At 75.1% G+C, this 17,908-nt stretch carries 14 protein-coding genes; 10 read left to right on the top strand and 4 right to left on the bottom strand.

What is annotated here, in order from left to right; genetic code table 11:
• Positions 1-126: 126 nt before the first annotated feature.
• Both AB0C78_RS36475 and AB0C78_RS36480 read right to left on the bottom strand, forming a co-directional pair.
• On the bottom strand, positions 127-2,166 hold the full coding sequence (locus AB0C78_RS36475; protein WP_360757184.1) for an MMPL family transporter: 2,040 nt from the start codon (positions 2,164-2,166) through the stop codon (positions 127-129).
• A 144-nt stretch (positions 2,167-2,310) separates the two neighbouring features.
• The gene (locus AB0C78_RS36480) at positions 2,311-2,913 is read right to left on the bottom strand and encodes a winged helix-turn-helix domain-containing protein (protein WP_360757186.1); all 603 of its coding nucleotides are present in this window, start codon (positions 2,911-2,913) and stop codon (positions 2,311-2,313) included.
• 231 nt (positions 2,914-3,144) lie between these two features.
• Between AB0C78_RS36480 and AB0C78_RS36485 the strand changes: the two genes are divergently transcribed.
• A complete protein-coding gene (locus AB0C78_RS36485; protein ID WP_151544634.1) occupies positions 3,145-3,597 on the top strand; it encodes a helix-turn-helix transcriptional regulator in 453 nt (150 codons plus the stop codon).
• 30 nt (positions 3,598-3,627) lie between these two features.
• Here AB0C78_RS36485 and AB0C78_RS36490 read toward each other — a convergent pair whose 3' ends face one another.
• Entirely contained in the window at positions 3,628-5,817 is a 2,190-nt protein-coding gene (locus AB0C78_RS36490) for a sialidase family protein (RefSeq protein WP_360757190.1), read from the bottom strand.
• A 1,326-nt stretch (positions 5,818-7,143) separates the two neighbouring features.
• Here AB0C78_RS36490 and AB0C78_RS36495 point away from each other — a divergent pair.
• The 9 genes from AB0C78_RS36495 (at position 7,144) to AB0C78_RS36535 (ending at position 16,301) form a co-directional block, all read left to right on the top strand.
• Positions 7,144-8,562: an MFS transporter gene (locus tag AB0C78_RS36495; protein WP_360757192.1), complete on the top strand. Its 1,419-nt coding sequence runs from the start codon at positions 7,144-7,146 to the stop codon at positions 8,560-8,562.
• A gap of 139 nt (positions 8,563-8,701) precedes the next feature.
• Positions 8,702-9,046 carry an NADH-quinone oxidoreductase subunit A gene (locus AB0C78_RS36500; RefSeq protein ID WP_360757195.1) on the top strand — a complete coding sequence of 115 codons (345 nt, stop codon included), beginning with the start codon at positions 8,702-8,704 and terminating at the stop codon, positions 9,044-9,046.
• Entirely contained in the window at positions 9,037-9,975 is a 939-nt protein-coding gene (locus AB0C78_RS36505) for a hypothetical protein (protein ID WP_360757198.1), read from the top strand. Before AB0C78_RS36500 ends, AB0C78_RS36505 begins: the two co-directional genes overlap by 10 nt.
• Complete coding sequence (locus AB0C78_RS36510) at positions 9,968-10,831, top strand: complex I subunit 1 family protein (RefSeq protein ID WP_360757200.1); 864 nt, start codon at positions 9,968-9,970, stop codon at positions 10,829-10,831. The genes AB0C78_RS36505 and AB0C78_RS36510 overlap by 8 nt, the downstream gene beginning before the upstream one ends.
• Positions 10,832-10,841: 10 nt before the next feature.
• Positions 10,842-11,351 carry an NADH-quinone oxidoreductase subunit J gene (locus AB0C78_RS36515; RefSeq protein WP_225992230.1) on the top strand — a complete coding sequence of 170 codons (510 nt, stop codon included), beginning with the start codon at positions 10,842-10,844 and terminating at the stop codon, positions 11,349-11,351.
• Complete coding sequence (nuoK, locus tag AB0C78_RS36520) at positions 11,348-11,653, top strand: NADH-quinone oxidoreductase subunit NuoK (RefSeq protein WP_360757203.1); 306 nt, start codon at positions 11,348-11,350, stop codon at positions 11,651-11,653. The genes AB0C78_RS36515 and nuoK overlap by 4 nt, the downstream gene beginning before the upstream one ends.
• Complete coding sequence (locus AB0C78_RS36525) at positions 11,650-13,437, top strand: proton-conducting transporter membrane subunit (protein WP_360757206.1); 1,788 nt, start codon at positions 11,650-11,652, stop codon at positions 13,435-13,437. Before nuoK ends, AB0C78_RS36525 begins: the two co-directional genes overlap by 4 nt.
• 3 nt (positions 13,438-13,440) lie before the next feature.
• Positions 13,441-14,928, top strand: a complete 1,488-nt coding sequence (locus tag AB0C78_RS36530) for an NADH-quinone oxidoreductase subunit M (protein WP_360757209.1) — start codon at positions 13,441-13,443, stop codon at positions 14,926-14,928.
• Positions 14,925-16,301: an NADH-quinone oxidoreductase subunit N gene (locus tag AB0C78_RS36535; protein WP_360757212.1), complete on the top strand. Its 1,377-nt coding sequence runs from the start codon at positions 14,925-14,927 to the stop codon at positions 16,299-16,301. Before AB0C78_RS36530 ends, AB0C78_RS36535 begins: the two co-directional genes overlap by 4 nt.
• On the opposite strand, the gene AB0C78_RS36540 is transcribed toward AB0C78_RS36535, so the two are convergent.
• Entirely contained in the window at positions 16,291-17,877 is a 1,587-nt protein-coding gene (locus tag AB0C78_RS36540; RefSeq protein WP_360757215.1) for a CocE/NonD family hydrolase, read from the bottom strand. The genes AB0C78_RS36535 and AB0C78_RS36540 overlap by 11 nt on opposite strands.
• Between the last annotated feature and the right edge of the window lie 31 nt (positions 17,878-17,908).

Below are 17,908 nucleotides of genomic sequence, written 5' to 3' on the forward strand. Positions count from 1 at the left end.
TGGCGCTTTCGTTTGGTGGGGGGGGGCGGTAAACCCGCGGTAATAGCCCACCGGCGGGTACAGCGCTTAGTTCCCCCCCGGCCGCCGCGGCGGCCGGGGCCCGGATTCCCAGGCAGAACCGGATTCCTAGGCGCGGGGGACCGGTTCCCGGTCCGGCGCGGGGCGCGCCGGGGTGCGGGAGAGGGGGCCGGGCCACCAGAAGCGGCGGCCGGCGTCGAGGGCCAGCGCGGGGACGATCACCGGGCGGACGACGAAGGTGTCGAGCAGGACGCCGAGCGCGACCAGCACCCCGATCTCCACGAACATCGTCACGGGCATGACGCCGAGCACGCCGAACGTGCTGGCGAGGACGAGCCCGGCGCTGGAGATGACGCCGCCGGTGAGGCCGAGGCCGCGCAGGACGCCGCCGCGGTGCCCGGCGGAGGCCGCCTCCTCGCGGATCCGGGAGACGAGGAACAGGTTGTAGTCGACGCCGAGGGCGACCATGAACAGGAAGCCCATCAGCGCGACCTGGACGTCCAGGGCCGGGAAGCCGAACGCGTACCGGAACAGCAGCCAGGACGCGCCGAGCGCGGCGAAGTACGACCCGACGACGGTCGCGACCACCAGCAGCGGGGCGACCAGCGCGCGGAGCAGGGCGATCAGCACGATCAGCACGACGCCGAGGACGAGCGGGATCACGACGCGGCGGTCGTGGGCCTGCGCGTCCGCGAGGTCGAGCGCGCTCGCCGCGCCGCCGCCGACGAGCGCGTCCGGTTCCGCGTGCCGGATCCGCTCGACGGTCCGCTTGGCGGCGTCGCTGTCGGGCGGGGACGTGAGGACGACGGCGGTGCGGGTGAGGCGCCCGTCGGCGGACGTCTCGGGCGACCCCGTCCGCGCGACGCCCGGGATCCCGCGAAGGTCGACCGGCCTGCCGCTGACGACCTGGAGCGGGCGGCTCTCGTCGCCGGGGAAGTGCGCGCCGGCGAGGCGCTCGCCCTGCACGGAGTTCGGGGTGGTGGTGAGGAAGTGGGCGCGGTCGAGCCCGGTGTGGACGCCGAGGCAGCCGGCGGCGAGCGCGGCGAGGACGGCCGCGCCGAGCGCCCAGACGAGGCGGGGACGTGCCGCGATGCGGCGGCCGGCGCGGTCCCAGAGGCCGCCGCGCGCGGGCGGCGCGTCGCCGAAGCGGGGGATGCGCGGCCAGAACACCCGGCGTCCGAGGACGACGAGCAGCGCGGGCAGCAGCGTCATCACGACGGCGAGCCCGCCGAGGATCCCGATCGCGCCGATCGGCCCGAGCGCGTAGTTGAACCCCATGTGCGCGGCGAGCAGGCACAGCAGGCCGAGGCAGACGGTCGCGGCGGACGCGGCGACCGGCACGGCGGCGCGGCGCAGCGCGGCGGCCATCGCCCGGTGCCGGTCCTCGTGGCGCCGGAGCTCCTCGCGGTAGCGGGCGAGGAGGAGCAGCGCGTAGTCGGTGCTGATGCCGAAGACGAGCGCGTTGAGGATGGTGGACATGCCGTCCGCGACGTACAGGCCCGCGTGCTCGGCCAGCAGGTAGACGACGGCGCTGGTCACCTGGAGCGAGATCGCCGCGCAGGCGAGCGGCAGCAGCCACAGGACGGGGCTGCGGTAGGTGAGCAGCAGCACGGCCGCGACCAGCACGATCGTGATGAGCAGCAGCGGCTTGTCGACCTTGCGGAACGCGTCGCCGGCGTCGAGCGCCGCGCCCGCCGGGCCGGTCACCTTCACCTGGAGGCCGCGCGGGACGTTCGTCGTCGCCGCGTCGCGGACCTTCTTCGCGTTGCCGCTCAGGTCGTCGTTGTCGTGCAGGGGGACGGCCAGCAGGAGCGCGCGGCCGTCGCGCGACGCCTGCGGGGGACCGATCGGCGCCGTGGCGAGCGGGGCGAGGGTGCGGCGGTCGGCGTCCGCCTTGGCGCGGTCGGCGGGGGTGATGCCTGGGCCGGTGCGGGCGTAGACGATGACGGCCGGGGCCTGGTCGCCGCCCCGGAACCGGTCCGCCAGCTTCTCGACCTCCGTGGACTGGGCTCCGCGGGGAAGCTCGGCGGTGGACCTCGCCTGCACGGCGTCCGGCAGCCGGCCCGCGAGCGGGACCGCCGCCGGCACGGCCGCGATCCAGAGCGCGAGGACCGCCCATGCCGTGACGCGTTTGCTCGAGAGCAGCATGAGGTGCTCTCCTTTCCGTGGGGGTTCCGTGTTGCGTGAGCACCACGCCCGCGGCCGTGGGGACACGGCCTCCGGCGTGGGTGATGCGGCCTCCGCCCGTCCGGGCCGTCGAGGGGCAACTCGGCGGCCCGGACCCGTCCGGGATCAGACTTCGGGGAAGGCCAGGAACCGGGCGTGCAGGGTGCGCGCGCCCGGCGGCGGGTCGGCGTCGGCCCGCTTGTAGCGGTAGAGGAGCGCGATGTACTCCTCGAAGAAGGGGCGCACCTGGTCGGGCGTGAGCGTGACGGTGGAGTGGGAGAACAGCAGGGCGTCCACCCACGGGCCCATGCCGTCGCGTTCCCGCTGGTAGCGGGCCAGCATCTCCAGCTCGTTCGCGAACTCCAGCCGCGTCAGCGCGTCGACGGCGTCCCGCATCGCGGGCGACTGCTCCGCGCGCGGCGGGAGCCGCCGGTCCGCCGGCACGGCCCGCCACCAGCGCTCCCGCCCGCGCTTGAGCTCCGGCACCTCCTCGACGAACCCGTACTTGGCGAACTGCCGCAGGTGGTAGCTCGTCGCGCCGGTGCTCTGCCCGAGCTCGCGGGCGAGCGTGGTGGACGAGACGGGCCCGCGCCGCATGATCTCGGCGATCCGCTGCCGCAGCGGGTGGGCGAGCAGCCGCACCTGCCGCGGATCGGTGATCACCTCGGGCTCGGGCCGCTCCTCCGGGTGCCGCTCCGGCGGCGGTCCGGCCGGTGGTCGCTCCTTCATGACCCGGACGCTACGAAGTTGCAAAGGGCCTTTGCAACGGTTCTTGGCGAAGTTCGCCGCAGCGGGGGAGGCGCGTGGCGCCCGCGAGGGAGGCGCCCGGTGGCCCAAAAGTGCCGGTTCGGCTGCGTGACCGCGCCGACACGGATCGGAACAATGCCTGTGTCCTTGGCTGACGGCCTCGCGTGCGGTCAACTAAAGTCGTCGGGGTCGGTGAGTTCGGGAGGGGCCGGGATGACCAACAAGACGGACGAGGTCGCGCCGGGCGCGACGCTGGCGGACAAGGTCGAGTGGCTGATCCGCAACCTGTGGCCGGCGGACGCGCACCCGCCCCGCAACAACGTCGAGACCGCCGCCGCCATCGCGCGCGCCACCGGCGAGGACATCTCGTCCACCACCGTGTGGAAGCTGCGCACCGGACGCCAGGAGAACCCCCAGCTCAAGACCCTCCGCGCGCTCGCCACCTTCTTCGGCGTGCCGATCGGCTACTTCGGCCGCCCCAGCGAGACCGCCCCCATCGACGAGGACATCACGCTCAAGGCCCTGCGCCGCGACGTCGAGCACGGCATCATCCGCCCCGAGGTGCTGCGCGCCCTCGTCGACCTGTCCCCGGAGGCCCGCTGGGTCGTCGACGAGATGATCCTCAGCGCCGCCGAAGCCGACCGGCGCCGCCAGGCCGCGCCCTGACGCGCCGCCCCCGACCCCGATGAGCGCGGCTCAAGGAAGAGCCGTGCGCCACAGCGTCGGCGTATCGCCGTCCATCCCGGTCGCCACCAGGCCCTGCCCGAGCGCGGCCAGCCCGGTGAGCCGCTGGCTCCCGTCGCCCGCGAGGCGTGCCCCGCGCGGACGCGTCATCCGCCATGCCGCGCCGTCCGGCGAACTCCACAGCGCGACGTCGTCGGTCCCCGCCGGCGTCCCCGCGAGCACGAACCCCTTCGGCGTCGCCAGGCTCGCCGCCAGCACGGACGCCTGCACGGTCTGCGCCCGCCACGTCCGTCCCGCATCGGACGAGACCGCGACCGCGTTGCCCGCACCCGTCGCGACCAGCGTGTCCCCGCGCGCGACGACGCGGGTGAGCGGCCCCTGCGCCTGCGGCGGTTGCACCGACGTCCACTTCGCGCCGTCATCGGACGTCCAGACGGCCGGGGCGCCGTTGCGTTCACCGACCGCGACGTAGCCCCTCGTCACGGCCGCGACGTCGTGCATCTTCCCGTCCTGCAGATCGCCGGAACCGGCCGTCCACCGGGCGAGGTCGTCCGAACGCCACGCGATCGGCGCCCGGTCCGACGAGCCCACGACGACATAGCCCGCCTGCCCGTAGGCGGCGCCGGCCAGCTCGCCGTCATCGCCCGCCGGGCCCGCGACGGGATTCCACGCGTTCGCATCGGCCGACGTGAGCAGCAGCGGCTTCGCCGCGCTCCGCCCCGCCGCGACCCAGCCCTTCGGCCCGAACGCCGCGCCCGCGATCCGCTGCACACCCGGCCCCGTCAGCCCGCTGCCGCCCGCGCGCGTCCACGCCTTGCCGTCCCGCGTCGTCCAGACGGCCGCCTCGCCCGCGCCGCTTCCGACCGCCAGCGTCACCCCGTTGCCCGACACCAGCCGCCTGATGGTCCGGTCCGGCGTCACCGCGCCGGGTATGGACAGCAGGTCGATGTCCCCGTGGCGCGCGCCCGGCGCCGCCAGGTACGCGCCCGAATTCTGGTGGCCCGCCAAGAGGACGCCCTGCGGAAGCGCCGCCGCCGCACCCGCCTCACGGCCCTGGTCCGTCCCGAGCCGCTCCACGGACTCCCAGTTCACGCCGTCCTTGCTGCGCTGCGCCGCCACGCGCCCATCGCTCAGCGGGGTCAGCGCCGCCAGGCCCGCGTCGGACCCGCCCAGCGCCGCCAGGCTGGAGTACGTGCGCCGGTCGATCGTGCTCGACCGCGTCCACCCCACGCCGTCCGACGACCGGAAGAACACCGCGAGCGCCCGCTTCTTCGGGTTCTTCGACGACCCGCCCGTCCGGCGCCCCTCCCGCGCCGCGAAGAACCCGCCGGGACCCGACGTCAGCGCCACGACCGGGCCGTACGACCCGTCGCTCTGCGGCACCTCCGCGCGCGCCCACGTCCGCCCGCCGTCGGCGGACCGCCACAGGTCGCCCTTGTCGTTGCGCACCACCAGCGTGGCGCCGCTCGCCGCGATGCTCACGGGCTTCCCCTGCAGGCCCGCCTGCTGCCGCTGCCACGCGACGCCGTCCGGGGACGTCCACAGCACGGCCGCGCCCTGGTTCGTCCCGACCGCAGCGAACCCCGCCGACGTGGCCGCGACCCCGGTCACCTGGTCGCCCGCGTTGAACGCGCCCGTGCCGGGGGCGCGGTGCGTCCATGTGCGGCCGTCCGCGCTCGTCCACACCGCCACGCCACTGAGACCTCTGCCCAGTGCCGCCCAGGCGCGGTCACCGGCCGCGACGACCTCCGGCACGTCCTGGCCGGTGCCGCCCTCGTCCTTCACCTTCGCGGTGCTCCACGCCTTGCCGCCGTCCGACGACACGAGGATCTGCCCGCGCGGCGCGTCCACCGTCTCGCTGCCGACCGTCACCGCGGTGTCGCCGTGCACCGCGACCGCCGTGATCGTCTGCTGGTGGCCGTCGTACAGCGCGGCCGGCACCGCGAACACCTTGTCGGCGGCCTCGGCCCCCGGCGCGTCGCCGTGCCCGCCGCCCTTCCCGCCGTCGCGGACGAGGTAGGTCACGCCGCCCGCCACCAGCACCGCGACCGCCGCGACCGCGATCCCCGACCGCAGGCCCGGACGAAACACGCGCGTGCCGCCGCCTTCCGGCGGCGTGGGCGCCCCCTGCGGCCGGTCGAACACCAGGGCGCCCTCGCCGGACGCCTGCGGGCCCTCGCCGTCCGCCGCCCGAACGCGCACCTGCTCCATCGCGCCCGGACCGCCTGATGCGCCCGCGCCCGCTCCGGCCCCGCTCGCCGCACGCGGCCACGGAGCCGGAACCGGCCCCGCGGACCCCGGCTTCTCAACGGCCGGAGGCGCGGCCTCGGCCTCCAACGCCGCCGCGTCGGGCGCCACGCCCCCCTTCGACCGCCCCGCAGCCGGCGACGCCACAACCTCATCAGCCACAGCCGACGGCACAGCAGGCGACGCCGGGGTCGGCGACGCCTGGCCGGGCGGCGCGGCAGTGGGCGGGGCCTCGGGCCTCCGGGCCGCTGAACGCGATGGCGCAGCCGGAGCCGCTGGTGGCGTCGGCCGTTCCGCAGTCGGCGGGGTGGCGCTGGGCGCCGCCTGCGCTGGGCTTGGGCCATCCGTCGGCGGCGGTGTCGTCGGCGAGCTTGCGGCGGGTGGCGCCGGGGTGGGCGAGGCGTCGGGTTTCTGCGCCGCTGGGCGTGGTGGCGCGGCGGGGGCCGCTGGTGGCTTCGGCTGGTCGGCAGTCGGCGGGGTCGCGCTGGGCGCCGCCGGCGCTGGGCTTAGGCGATCTGTCGGCGGCGAGCTTGCGGCGGGTGGCGCCGGGGTGGGCTGGGTCTCGGGCCGCCGTGTCGCTGGGCGTGGTGGCGCGGCCGGGGCCGCTGGTGGCGTCGGCCGGGCGGCAGTCGGCGGGGTCGCGGTGGGCGCCGCCGGTGTGGGTGGCGCTGAGGTGGGTGGTGCGGCGGTAGGCGGCGCTGTGGTGGGACGAGATGTGGTGGGCGGGGTTGGGGTGGGTGGGGTTGCGGTTGGTTGCGTTGCGGCAGCGGGGGGTGGTGGGGCTGCGGCGGCTAGGGGGCTGGTGGGGGGTGCGGCCGGGTCGGTCGGGGTGCGGAGGGGGCGACGGGCGGCGCGGGTCTGCTCGGCGGTCGGGACGGCGGGCGTCTCGTCCGCGGGCTTCGGGTCGCGTGCGGCGGGCCGTGCCGGGGCGGACGGCGCGGTGCGCCAGCTCGCCACCAGCTTGTCGCCCTCGGCGGGCGGCGGGCCGGGACGGTCACCGCGGCCCCAGTTCGGGGGCGGGGGCGGGGGAGCGCCGGGCGGGTCCTGGTCGTCAGGCCGGTCGGCCGTGCTCATGTTCGCCCCCCTCGCGACAGCACAGATGCGAAGTGTACGGAATCGCGGGCTATCGGAGGAAGGTCGGCGGGGCAGATCGAGCGGGGCCTGCGCGGACGGGTCGGGCGGATCTCTCGCGGGCTGCGGGATTAATACCCCCTGGGGGCATGTTAGGGTCCCTCGCATATACCCCCGAGGGGTATGGCTCGAGTGGAGAGGTGGACCGTCATGTCCGCAGACCCGAGGCGCTGGTGGGCACTGGCCGTGCTCGCGACCGCCCAGTTCATGGTGATCATGGACACGTCGATCATCGGGGTGGCGCTCCCCGACATGCAGCACGACCTCGGCTTCGGCCAGAGCGGGCTGCAGTGGGTGTTCAACGCCTACGTCGTCGCGTTCGGCGGGCTGCTGCTGCTCGGCGGCCGGCTGTCGGATCTGCTCGGCGCGCGGCGCGTCTTCGCGGCGGGCTGGCTCGTGCTGATCGCCGGATCGGTGGTCGCCGCGGCCGCCAGCGGTGCGGGGGCCGAGATCGCCGGCCGGGCCGTGCAGGGGATCGGCTCGGCGCTGATCGCGCCGTCCGCGCTGACGCTGCTGATGGCGCTGTTCGCGGCGCGGCCGAAGGAGCTGGCCAAGGCGATGGCGTTCTACGGCGCCGCGGCGCCCGCCGGCGGCACGGCCGGGGTGTTCCTCGGCGGAGTCATCACCGAATGGCTGAGCTGGCCGTGGGTGTTCGTCATCTACATCCCGATCGGGCTGGCGACGCTGGCGCTGGTCCCGGCCGTCCTGCCGGCGGTGCCGGGACGGCGCGCCGGGCTCGACGTCGCCGGGGCCGCGGCGGTCACGGCCGGGCTCGGGCTCGCGGTCTACGCGATCGTCCAGGCGCCGGGGCGCGGCTGGGACGCGCAGGCCACCGTCCTGCAGCTCGGCGGGGCCGTCCTGCTGCTGGCGCTGTTCGTGGCGTGGCAGCGGATCGTCCGGGGCCCGCTGATGCCGCTGTCGGTGTGGCGCACGCCCGGCCTCGCGGGCGCGAACGCGGCGATGGCGCTGCTGGGGGCCGCGTGGATCCCGATGTGGTACTTCCTCAACCTCTACCTGCAGCAGGTGCTCGGGTACGGGGCGTTCCCCAGCGGCGCGGCGCTGCTGCCGATGACCGCGCTGATGATGGTGCTGATGGTCGGCGTGACCGGGCGGCTTATCGCGCGGTTCGGCACCCGGCCGCTGATCGTCACCGGGCTGGTCGTCCTCGCCGCGGGGCTGCTCGTGCTGTCGGCGATCGACGCGGACGGCGGCTTCCTCACCGACGTGCTGCCGGGCTCGCTGATCTCCGCGGTCGGGATGTCGCTGGTGTTCATCCCCGCCACGATGGCCGCGATCGGCGGCGTCGCGCCGGAGCAGGGCGGGCTGGCGTCCGGCATCGTCAACACCACCTACCAGGTGGGGTCGGCGATCGGCCTGGCGGCGATGACCGCCATCGCGACCTCGCAGGGCGCCGGAAAGCTCGGTGATCTGCCGAGCCTGACCGACGGGTTCCAGGCCGCGTTCATCGGCGCCGCCGTGGTGGCGCTGGCCGGTGCCGGTCTCGCGCTGGTGACGCTGCGCGCGCGCTCGGTGCGACCGGCGGACGAGAAGGAGAGCGTCGGCGCGTGAGCAGAGCTCGGAGGGAGCCGTCCCGTGCGGGCGGCTCCCTCGCGCGCGCCCGGTTCCGGCGATTTACCCCCGGGAGGTTTCCTGCGGCGGTGATCAGGTACACCTCCCCGGGAGAGGACGCCGGGAGCGGGGAGGACCGATGCCGCCGTACGCCGTGGTCCTCTCCGTACTCGGGCTGGTGGGCGCGCTGATCGCGGCCGTCTACGCGATCTCGTACGCGATGGCGCCCGGGCCGCTGGAGGCCGGGCCGTTCCTGTCGGGCGGGCGTCCCGCCGAGCACGCCTTCTCGCGGTACCACGTCCGCTGGTACGCGGTGACGATGGTGTTCCTCGCCTTCGACATGGAGATGGTCTTCATGTACCCGTGGGCGCTCGTGGTGGCGTCGGTGGGCGTGAAGGCGGTCGTGGAGATGTTCGCCTTCCTGGCGCTGCTGCTGGTCGGGGTCCTGTACGCGTGGCGCGAGGGGGCGCTGCGGTGGGCGTGAGGGAGCGGGTCCGGGAGTTCGCGGAGCGGAGTCCGCGGCCGTTCGTGGTGTCGGCGGCGGACGGGACCGGCGACCGGCTCGCGGTGGAGGCGGGGCTGCGGGCGCGGCGGTGGCGTCCGGCGCTGTCGCCCGCGGAGACGGGTGTGCTGGTGGTGTGCGGACGCCCGGGCGCGGCGCTCGCCGAAGCGATCGACGTGGTGTGGTCGGCGATGCCGGGGCCGCGCGCGAGGATCCGGCCCGACGCGCTCGACGAGATCGAACCGGACGAAACGCGGCGCGACGCCCGTTCGTCCGATGACGTCGGCATGGCCGACCGGGCGGACGACCGGGACGGCCTGCGCCTCGACGTCCTGCACGTCCCGCTCGGTCCCGTGCTGGCGGCCTGGCCCGCCGGCCTGCGTCTCGATCTCGCCTTGCAGGGGGACGTCGTGCAGTCGGCCGAGGCCGTCATGGTCGACGCGGGCGGCGGGTCGTTCTGGACCGGCAGGGAGGCGGCGCGCCGTCTCGACGGCGTCGCCCGGTTGCTGCGGGTCGCGGGGTGGGACGGCGCGGCGCGGCGCGCGGCCGTCCTGCGCGACGACCTCCTGGACGGGCGGCAGGTCGGGAGCCGGTTCGAGGCGTTCGAGCGGACCGTCCGGCGGTCCGGGCCGCTGCGGTGGATGACCAAGGGCGTGGGGATCATCACGCCGGAGGCGGCGGAACGCCACGGCGTGCCTGCTCGGTACGTCGGCGACGTCGCCGACCGCCTGGACGGGTGGCTCCGCCGGATCCGCCTGGAACTCGACGGCGCCGGTACGCCGGACGGCGACCGGGACGAGGCGCTCGTCTCCTTGCTGCCCGGCCTGGTGACCGGCGCCGACCTCGCGCAGGCCCGGCTGATCGTGGCGAGCCTGGACCCGGATCTCGCCGCGGTGACCGCCGATGGTTGAGGTGCTGCTCCTCGGTGCGCTGGCCGTCGCGGCGGCGTCGCTGGACGCGGCGCTGGACGGCGGCCCCGGCCCGTTCCGCGAGGCCGCGCGGCTGCTCGTGACGGAGCGCCGCACGACACCGCGGGCCGACCGGCCGCTGACGCGGATCGGCGTGGTCTCGCTGCCGGTCGCGGCGGCGCTGGCCGCGCTCGTCGTGCCGTTCGGCGGCCACGCCGCGCTGGACAGCCGGGTCGGCGTGGTCTGGTTCAACGCGATGGAGGTCGTCGCGTGGGGGTCGGTGTGGCTGGCGGGGTGGGGCGTCAACTCGGCGTTCGCGCTGGTCGGCGGGTACCGGTTCATCGCGCAGGGGCTGGCGTACGAGCTGCCGCACATGTTCGCGCTCATGACGGCGGCGCTTGCGGCGCATTCGCTGGACCTGCGGGTCATCGGCGCGGCGCAGGGCGGGCTGTGGTTCGGGGTCTGGATGCCGGTCGCGTTCGCGGTGTACCTGCTGTCGGCGCTCGCGATGGCGTTCTGGGGGCCGTTCGGCGCGCCGCTCGGCGCCGACGTCGCCGGGGGAGCGGCGCTCGAACTGTCCGGCCCGGACCGGCTGGTGTTCCTGGCCGGGCGGTACGGGCTGCTCGCCGTCGCGTCGGCGGTCGCGGTGCCGCTGTTCCTCGGCGGCGGGGACGGGCCGCTGCTGCCGGCGTGGCTGTGGTCGGCGGTGAAGGCGTGCGCGGTGCTCGCGCTGCTGGTGTGGGCGAGGCGGTGGTCGCCCGTCCTGCGGATGGACCGGTTCGTGCAGGCGGCGTGGATCGTGCTGATCCCGGCCGTGCTGCTGCAGATGCTCGTCGTCGCGGTCGTCGTCGTGGACTGAGGAGGTTCCCGTGACCGTCCTGTTCTGGGTGCTCGCCGTGGCGGCGGTCGCCTCCGGCGCCGCGGTGTTCGCGGTCGGGTCGATGGCGCGCGCGACGTTCGCGCTTCTCGCGTCGTTCCTGTGCGTGGGCGGCGAGCTGCTGCTGGCCGGGCTGCACTACCTCGGTGTGCTCGTCGTGCTCATGATGATCATGGAGATGCTGGTGATGGCGGTCTTCATGGTCATGTACATGATGAACCCGGCCGGGCTGATGCCGATGTCGATGGTGCACAACCGGCGCGGCGCCCTCGCCGTCGCCGGCGGGACGTTCGCGGTGCTGGTGGCCGGGATCGTGGCGATCCCGTGGCCGGCGCGGCGGGGCGGCCCGCCGCACGACCCGGCGTTCGCCCTGGGGCAGGCGATCATGGGCCCGAAGATGCTGGTCATGATGGTGATCGGGATCGCGATCCTGGCCACGATGATCGCCACGGTCGTGCTCGCCACCCGGACCGGACGCTACGGCGAGGACGGCGCGCGATGACCCTCCAGGCGTTCCTGCTGCTCGCCGCCGCGCTGTTCTGCGTCGGCCTGTACGGCGCGCTCTCGCAGCAGTCGGTCGTGATGCTGATGATGGGCCTCGAACTGATGATCAACGGGATCGTGGTCGCGGCCGCCGGGTTCTGGCACCGGGTCTCGCCGGGCGCGCCGGACGGCCAGGTCCTCGTGCTCGTCGCCATCACGGTGATGGCGCTGGAGATGGCGATGGGGTTCGCCGTGGTCACCGCCCTGTTCCGCGCGCGGGACGTGGACATGACCGACGACGCCGGAGACCTCAAGGGATGATCGTCGCGCTGGCCGTGGCGCCGCCGGCCGCCGGAGCGCTGCTGCTGCTCACCGGCCGCCGGGCCGACCGCGCGGCACCGGCCGCGGGCGTCCTGGTGGCGGCGGCGGTGCTGGCGCTGGCGGTCGCGGCGGCGGTCACGCGTCCCGTCGCGCGGTTCGCGTTGCTGCCCGGATGGACCGGTGGGCTGGCCATCGACGGGTTGTCGGGCGTGCTCGTGGTGACCGTCGCGTCGGTCCTGCTGGCGATCCTGGTGTTCGCCGCGGCCTACGGCTACGGCGCGCGGTTCTTCGGCCTGATGCTGCTGTTCGCGGGCGCGATGCTGGTGACCGTCACCGCGTCCGACCTCGTCCTGCTGCTGATGGGGTGGGAGGTCATGGGCGCGATGTCGTACGCCCTGATCGGCTACGAGTGGCGCGAGGCGGAGCCGGTGCGTTCGGCGGACGTCGCGTTCCTCACCACCCGCGCCGCCGACCTCGGCCTGTACGCGGCGGCGGGCTTCGCCGTCGCCGGATCGCATTCGCTCGCGCTCTCCTCGCTGGCCGGCGCAGCGGAACCCTGGCGCGACCTTGCGGCGGCGGGCGTCGTGCTCGCCGCGCTGGGGAAGTCGGCCCAGCTTCCGTTCTCGTTCTGGCTGTCGCGGGCGATGGCCGGTCCGAGCCCGGTGTCGGCGCTGCTGCACTCGGCCACCATGGTCGCCGCCGGCGCCTACCTGCTGCTGCGGCTGTATCCGCTGCTCGCGGCGACGGGCTGGGCGGGCACGTTCGTCGCGTGGGCGGGCGCCGTGACGGCGCTGGTGCTGGGCGCCGTGGCGCTGGCGCAACGCGACCTGAAGCAGCTGCTCGCCGCGTCGACCTGCGCGCAGATCGGGTTCATGGTGATGGGCGCCGGCGCCGGATCCGTGTCGGGCGGCACGGCCCAGCTCGTGGCGCATGCGGCGGTGAAGAGCCTGCTGTTCCTGTGCGCGGGCGCATGGCTGACCGCCCTCCGAACCAAGCAACTGGACGAGCTGCACGGTGCCGCGCGCAGGTACCGGCTGGTCGGTGCCGCGTTCGGCGCGGGCGCGCTCTCCCTGGCCGGGCTGCCGCCGCTCGCGCTGTGGGTGACGAAGGACGAGGTGCTGACGGCGGCCGGCGAACGCTCGCCCGCGCTCTTCGCGGTCGGGCTCGCCGCGTCTGTCCTGTCCGCCGCCTACGCCGCGAAGGCGCTGTTCGCCGTGTGGCGCGGCACCCGCACGGATGGGGCGCGGGTGCCCACGCTCGCGCGCCTGCCGCTCGTGATCCTGGCGGCCGCGGCATGCGTGCTCGGCGTCCTCGGGCTGCCCGGTGTCGCCGACACCCTGGGCATTCCGGGCGAGACGCGGGTGAACGGCCTGGAACTGGCGGTCTCCGGCGTCCTGGCCGCGGTGACGCTCCTCGCCGTCCGGTTCGCCCGGACGATCCCGGCGCCCGCGTGGGCGGCGGACTGGCTGTTCCTCGAACGGGCCGCGCGGGCCGGGATCGTCCGCCCGGCGTTCGCGCTGGCGCGGGCGCTCGCCCGGTTCGACGACCGGTTCGTGGACGGCGCCGTCCGCGCGGTCGCACGGTCAGGCCCGTGGGCGGCGGGACTCGCCGGACGCGGCGCCGAGCTCCGGCTCGACGGCCTCGTCACCGGGGTCGGGCGGGGCGCGCGGCGGCTCGCCGCGCTGGCACGGCGCCCGCAGACCGGGCTCGTCCACACCTATTACGCGCAGGCTGCGGTGCTGCTTGCCGTCCTCGTCGCCGTCGCCGTGCTGGCCGGGTGGTGACGCGTGCTGTCCCTGGCTGTCTTCCTGCCGCTCTTCGTCGCGCTCGTCCTGCCGGGCGTCCCGCGCCGCGCCGTGCCGTGGGTCTGGATCGCCGTCACCCTCGCCGACCTCGCCCTCGTCGCGGGCATGTGGGCGGCGCACGGCACCGGGCCAGGCGTCGCCTACGAGGCGGACGTGCGGTGGATACCGTCCGTCCGGGCGGGCTACCACGTGGGCTTGGACGGACTGTCGTTCCCGCTCGTCACGCTGACCGCCGTACTGTTCGCCGCCTGCGCGGTGTACTCGGTCCGGCAGACGCATCGGGTGCGGGCGTTCGCGATGCTCTTCCTGTTCCTGGAGACGGTGTGCCTCGGGCTGTTCGCGGCGCTCGACCTGCTGCTGTTCTTCGTCTTCTTCGATCTGTCGATCGTCGGCATGTACTTCGTGATCCTGCTGTGGGGGCACGGCGACCGGACCGCGTCGGCGCTGAAGTTCTTCCTCTACACGTTCCTCGGCTCGCTCGTCCTGCTGCTCGGCTTCATCGGCCTCTACCTGGGCGTGGACCCGCACACGTTCGACATGGTCGAGCTGACCCGGCACCCGCCGCTCGCCGGCTCGCCCGGCCTCGCCGGCCTGACGCTGCTGGCCGTCGGCATCGGCCTCGGGATCAAGACGCCGGTCGTGCCGTTCCACACCTGGCTCCCGCCCGCGCACACCGACGCGCCCGCCGCCGGGTCCGCGATCCTCGCCGGGGTCATGCTGAAGATGGGCGCGTACGGGTTCGTCCGGATCGCCATGCCGATGCTGCCGGACGGCTGGCGCCGCTACGCCCTCGTCTTCCTCATCGTGGGCCTGGTGGGCGTCCTGTACGGGGCGCTGGTGGCGCTCGCCCAGGACAACGTGAAGCGGCTCGTCGCGTATACGTCCGTCAACCACATGGGCTACATCGTCCTGGCGCTCGGCGCGGCGGGGTACGCGTCCGGCCACGAGGACGCGCGCAGGCTCGCCGTCACCGGGGCCGTCACGCAGATGGTCTCCCACGGGCTCATCACCGGCGCGCTGTTCCTGCTCTGCGGCGTCCTGCACGACCGGGCGGGAAGCTACGACCTCGGACGGTTCGGCGGCATCGCGCGCACCGCGCCCGTCTACGCCGGGATGCTGGCGCTCGCCGCGTTCGCCGCCCTCGGGCTGCCCGGCCTGTCCGGCTTCATCGCCGAGTTCCAGATCTTCGCCGGGACGATCGGCAGCGGCACGACGGCGGCGGCCGTGACCGGCGCGATCGCCGTCCTCGGCATCCTCGTCACGGCGGCGCTGTTCCTGCGCGTCCTGCACCGGGCCGTGCTCGGCGCGCCCGGCGAGCTGTCCGCGCGGGTCGGGGACGTGCGGCGGCCGGAACTCGCGGCGATCGTCCCGCTGCTGGCGCTGTCGGTGCTGATCGGCGTCGCGCCGCGCGCCCTGCTCGACACGATCGAGCCGCTGGCGGCGGCCGTCACCGCACTGGCCGGCCGATGAACGAGAACCCCGCCGACGTCGCCCCCGAACTGTGCGTGCTGATCGCGGCGGTCCTCGGCCTGGTCAACGGGCTGTTCCTGCCCCGGACCCGGCAGTGGCGGGTCGCGGTGGTCTGCGCGGCCGGGCTCGTCGCGGGCCTGATCGTCGCCGCCGTCGACGCGACCCGGCCCGACCTCGTCGTCTTCGACGCGTTCTTCGTCGACCCGATCACCCACGTCACTCGGATCACCGTGCTCGGCGCGACGCTGCTCGGCCTCGCCCTGGCCGCCGGGCCCGTCCGCGGCCATCCCCGGGAGAGCGAGCACTACGTCCTGATCCTGCTGTCGGCGCTCGGCGCGATGGTGCTCGGCGCCTCGTCGGATCTGCTCGTCGTCGTCGCCGCGTACCTGCTGGCGAGCATCCCCGCCTACGCGCTCGCCGGATTCGACAAGGACGCGCACGGCACCGAAGCGGCGCTGAAGTACTACCTGATGGGCGCGTTCCTCGGCGTCGTGATGCTGGCGGGCGTCACGCTCCTCTACGGCGTCGGGCGCGGCACCGCCTACGGGACGCTCCGCGCGGGACTGGCCGGCGCGCCGTCCGCCGCCGTCTCCGCCGGGGTCGTCGCACTGCTCGCCGGGCTGCTGTTCAAGGCGGGCGCCGTCCCCGGCCAGTTCTGGGTCCCGGACGTGACCGAAGGGGCGCCCCCGGCCGTCGCCGCGTTCGTCACGACCGTCCCGAAGATCGGCGCGTTCGCCGCGCTGCTCCGGTTCGGCTCCGAGGCGCTGCCGCCCGGCGCCGGCGGATGGCCGGCGCTCGTCGCGGTGATCGCGGCGGCCACGATGACGCTCGGCAACCTCGCCGCGTTCGGGCAGGACAACGTCCGCCGGCTGCTCGCCTACTCCACCGTCAGCCAGGCCGGATACCTGCTGGTCCCGGTCGCGATGGCGGGTCGCACCGACCTCGCGCGGACCGCGCTGCTGTTCTACGTCGCCGCCTACGCGGTGACGAACCTCGGCGCGTTCGCCGCCGTCCTCGCGGCCGGACGCGACGACCTCGCCGCCTACACCGGGCTGCTCCGCGCCTCGCCGCTCCTCGGGCTGTCGCTGGTCGTCTGCCTGCTCGGCTTCGTCGGGACACCGCCGACCGCCGTGTTCCTCGGGAAGGTCCTGATGTTCGGCGCCGCGCTCGACGGCCGCTACGCCTGGCTCGCCGCCGTCGCCGCGCTCAACACCGTCGCGAGCGTCTTCTACTACCTGCGCTGGATCGTCCCGCTGTTCCGGCGGCCGGACGGCGCGCTCCGGCCCGCCCGCGCCGCGTCGGCCGTCGCCGTGGCGGCCGCCCTGTTCTCCGTGGCCCTCGGCATCGGCGCCGGGGTGGTCCTCACGCCATGACCGGCAGCTCGATCCAGGACGGGCGGCCCGCGTCGTGGAACACGGTCTGCTCCGCGCGCACCATCGACGGATGCCGGTCGAACCTCGGGAAGTTCGACGACGCGACCTGCACCCTGATCCGGTGCCCGGCCCGGAACGTCTGGCTCGTCGCGGCCAGGTCGATCTCGTGCCGGCCCGCGCCGCCGGCCGAGCGGACGACGCCGTCCAGCACGTTCATCGCCCGGCCGTCCGGGTGGACGTCGACCAGCTTGGCCGTCCAGTCGGCGCCGGGCGCGGACGTCGCCGCGTGCAGCACCGCCTTGACCGGGCCGGTGACCTCCACGTCCCGGCCGAGCACGGGCGTGGTGAAGACCAGCACGTCCGGGCGGGCCTCGACGGCCCGCTGATCGCGCGGCCCGACGTTGACCGGATCGGGCAGCAGCAGGTTCCCGCCGTGCGTGGGGACGGGGTCGTCCGGGTCGTGCACGAAATGGGACGGCGCCGCGCCCTCCGCCGGGGCCTCGGTGGACAGCGAACCGCCGGAGTGCAGGTAGTAGCGGGTGGCCGTGGCACCGGGCGGCGGCCAGCACGCGGCCTCCCGCCACACGTTCGCGCCCATCGTGAAGTACCGGACGGCGGGCCCCTCGGTGTCGCCGCGCAGGAACGCGATCTGCGCGGCCTCCACCTGCGCCGCCTGCGCGGACGCGGCGTACCCGAAGTGCAGCTCGCCTGCGCCGGCCGTCTGGGACAGGTGCGTCCACGGCCCGATGATCAGCCGCCCGCCGGGGATGCGCCGATGGTTCTCCAGGGTGCCGCGCAGGAAGACGTCGAACCATCCGGCGACGTGCAGGACGGGCACCGCGATCCGGTCGTGCCGCAGGGTGCGGGCCAGGTCCTTCCAGTACGCGTCGCGTTCCGGGTGGCCGACCCAGTCGCGCCAGAAGGGGAACGCGTCCGCCACGGCGGGCATCTCGCGCAGCGGCAGCGTCCGCAGCGCCGCGCCGGGGTCGGACAGCACGCCCATCAGCGCGCCCAGCCGCGGCCGGGCGTCGATACCGGCCGCCAGGTCGTGCGTCGCGCCGAGCAGCCCCTGGAGCGCGGCCCAGAAGAACGCCGACCCGAGCGCGAACGCGCCGCCGTGGTAGTTCAGCCCGTCGTAGAAGTCGTGCGGGGTCATCGACGCGACGACGGCCTTCAGCGCGTCCGGGCGCTCGGACGCGAGCTGGAGCGCGCATCCGGCGAGGTAGGAGTTCCCGGCGGCGACGACCTCGCCGTTCGACCACGGCTGCGCGGTGATCCAGTCGACGGTGTCGGCGCCGTCGCGGCCCTCGTCCGTCCAGGGCGTGAACTCGCCGTCGCTGTCGCCCCGGCCGCGGCAGTGCTGCAGCACCACCGCCATACCGGCCCGCAGATGGGCGCTGACCGGGACTGACCGGAACACCCCTTCGCCGTAGGGGCCGCGCATCAGCAGCGTGCGGTGCCGCCCGTCGCCGCCGGGCCGGTGCACGTCCGCGCGCAGCACCGTCCCGTCGCGCATCTCGATCGGCTGGTCCAGGACGGTGACGGCGGGGAGCGCGGGGCGGTCGAGCTTCGTCACGGCGGGCCTCGCAGGGGGTGTCGGGTCAGGG

Source organism: Actinomadura sp. NPDC048394, from assembly GCF_040651755.1.
Classification (GTDB): Bacteria; Actinomycetota; Actinomycetes; order Streptosporangiales; family Streptosporangiaceae; genus Spirillospora; species Spirillospora montaniterrae.

Bases quoted from the DNA above. Each gene is read 5' to 3' on its own strand.
- AB0C78_RS36475 (WP_360757184.1), bottom strand. From the start codon at position 2,166: ATGCTGCTCTCGAGCAAACGCGTCACGGCATGGGCGGTCCTCGCGCTC.
- AB0C78_RS36480 (WP_360757186.1), bottom strand. From the start codon at position 2,913: ATGAAGGAGCGACCACCGGCCGGACCGCCGCCGGAGCGGCACCCGGAG.
- AB0C78_RS36485 (WP_151544634.1), top strand. From the start codon at position 3,145: ATGACCAACAAGACGGACGAGGTCGCGCCGGGCGCGACGCTGGCGGAC.
- AB0C78_RS36495 (WP_360757192.1), top strand. From the start codon at position 7,144: ATGTCCGCAGACCCGAGGCGCTGGTGGGCACTGGCCGTGCTCGCGACC.
- AB0C78_RS36500 (WP_360757195.1), top strand. From the start codon at position 8,702: ATGCCGCCGTACGCCGTGGTCCTCTCCGTACTCGGGCTGGTGGGCGCG.
- AB0C78_RS36510 (WP_360757200.1), top strand. From the start codon at position 9,968: ATGGTTGAGGTGCTGCTCCTCGGTGCGCTGGCCGTCGCGGCGGCGTCG.
- nuoK (WP_360757203.1), top strand. From the start codon at position 11,348: ATGACCCTCCAGGCGTTCCTGCTGCTCGCCGCCGCGCTGTTCTGCGTC.
- AB0C78_RS36525 (WP_360757206.1), top strand. From the start codon at position 11,650: ATGATCGTCGCGCTGGCCGTGGCGCCGCCGGCCGCCGGAGCGCTGCTG.
- AB0C78_RS36535 (WP_360757212.1), top strand. From the start codon at position 14,925: ATGAACGAGAACCCCGCCGACGTCGCCCCCGAACTGTGCGTGCTGATC.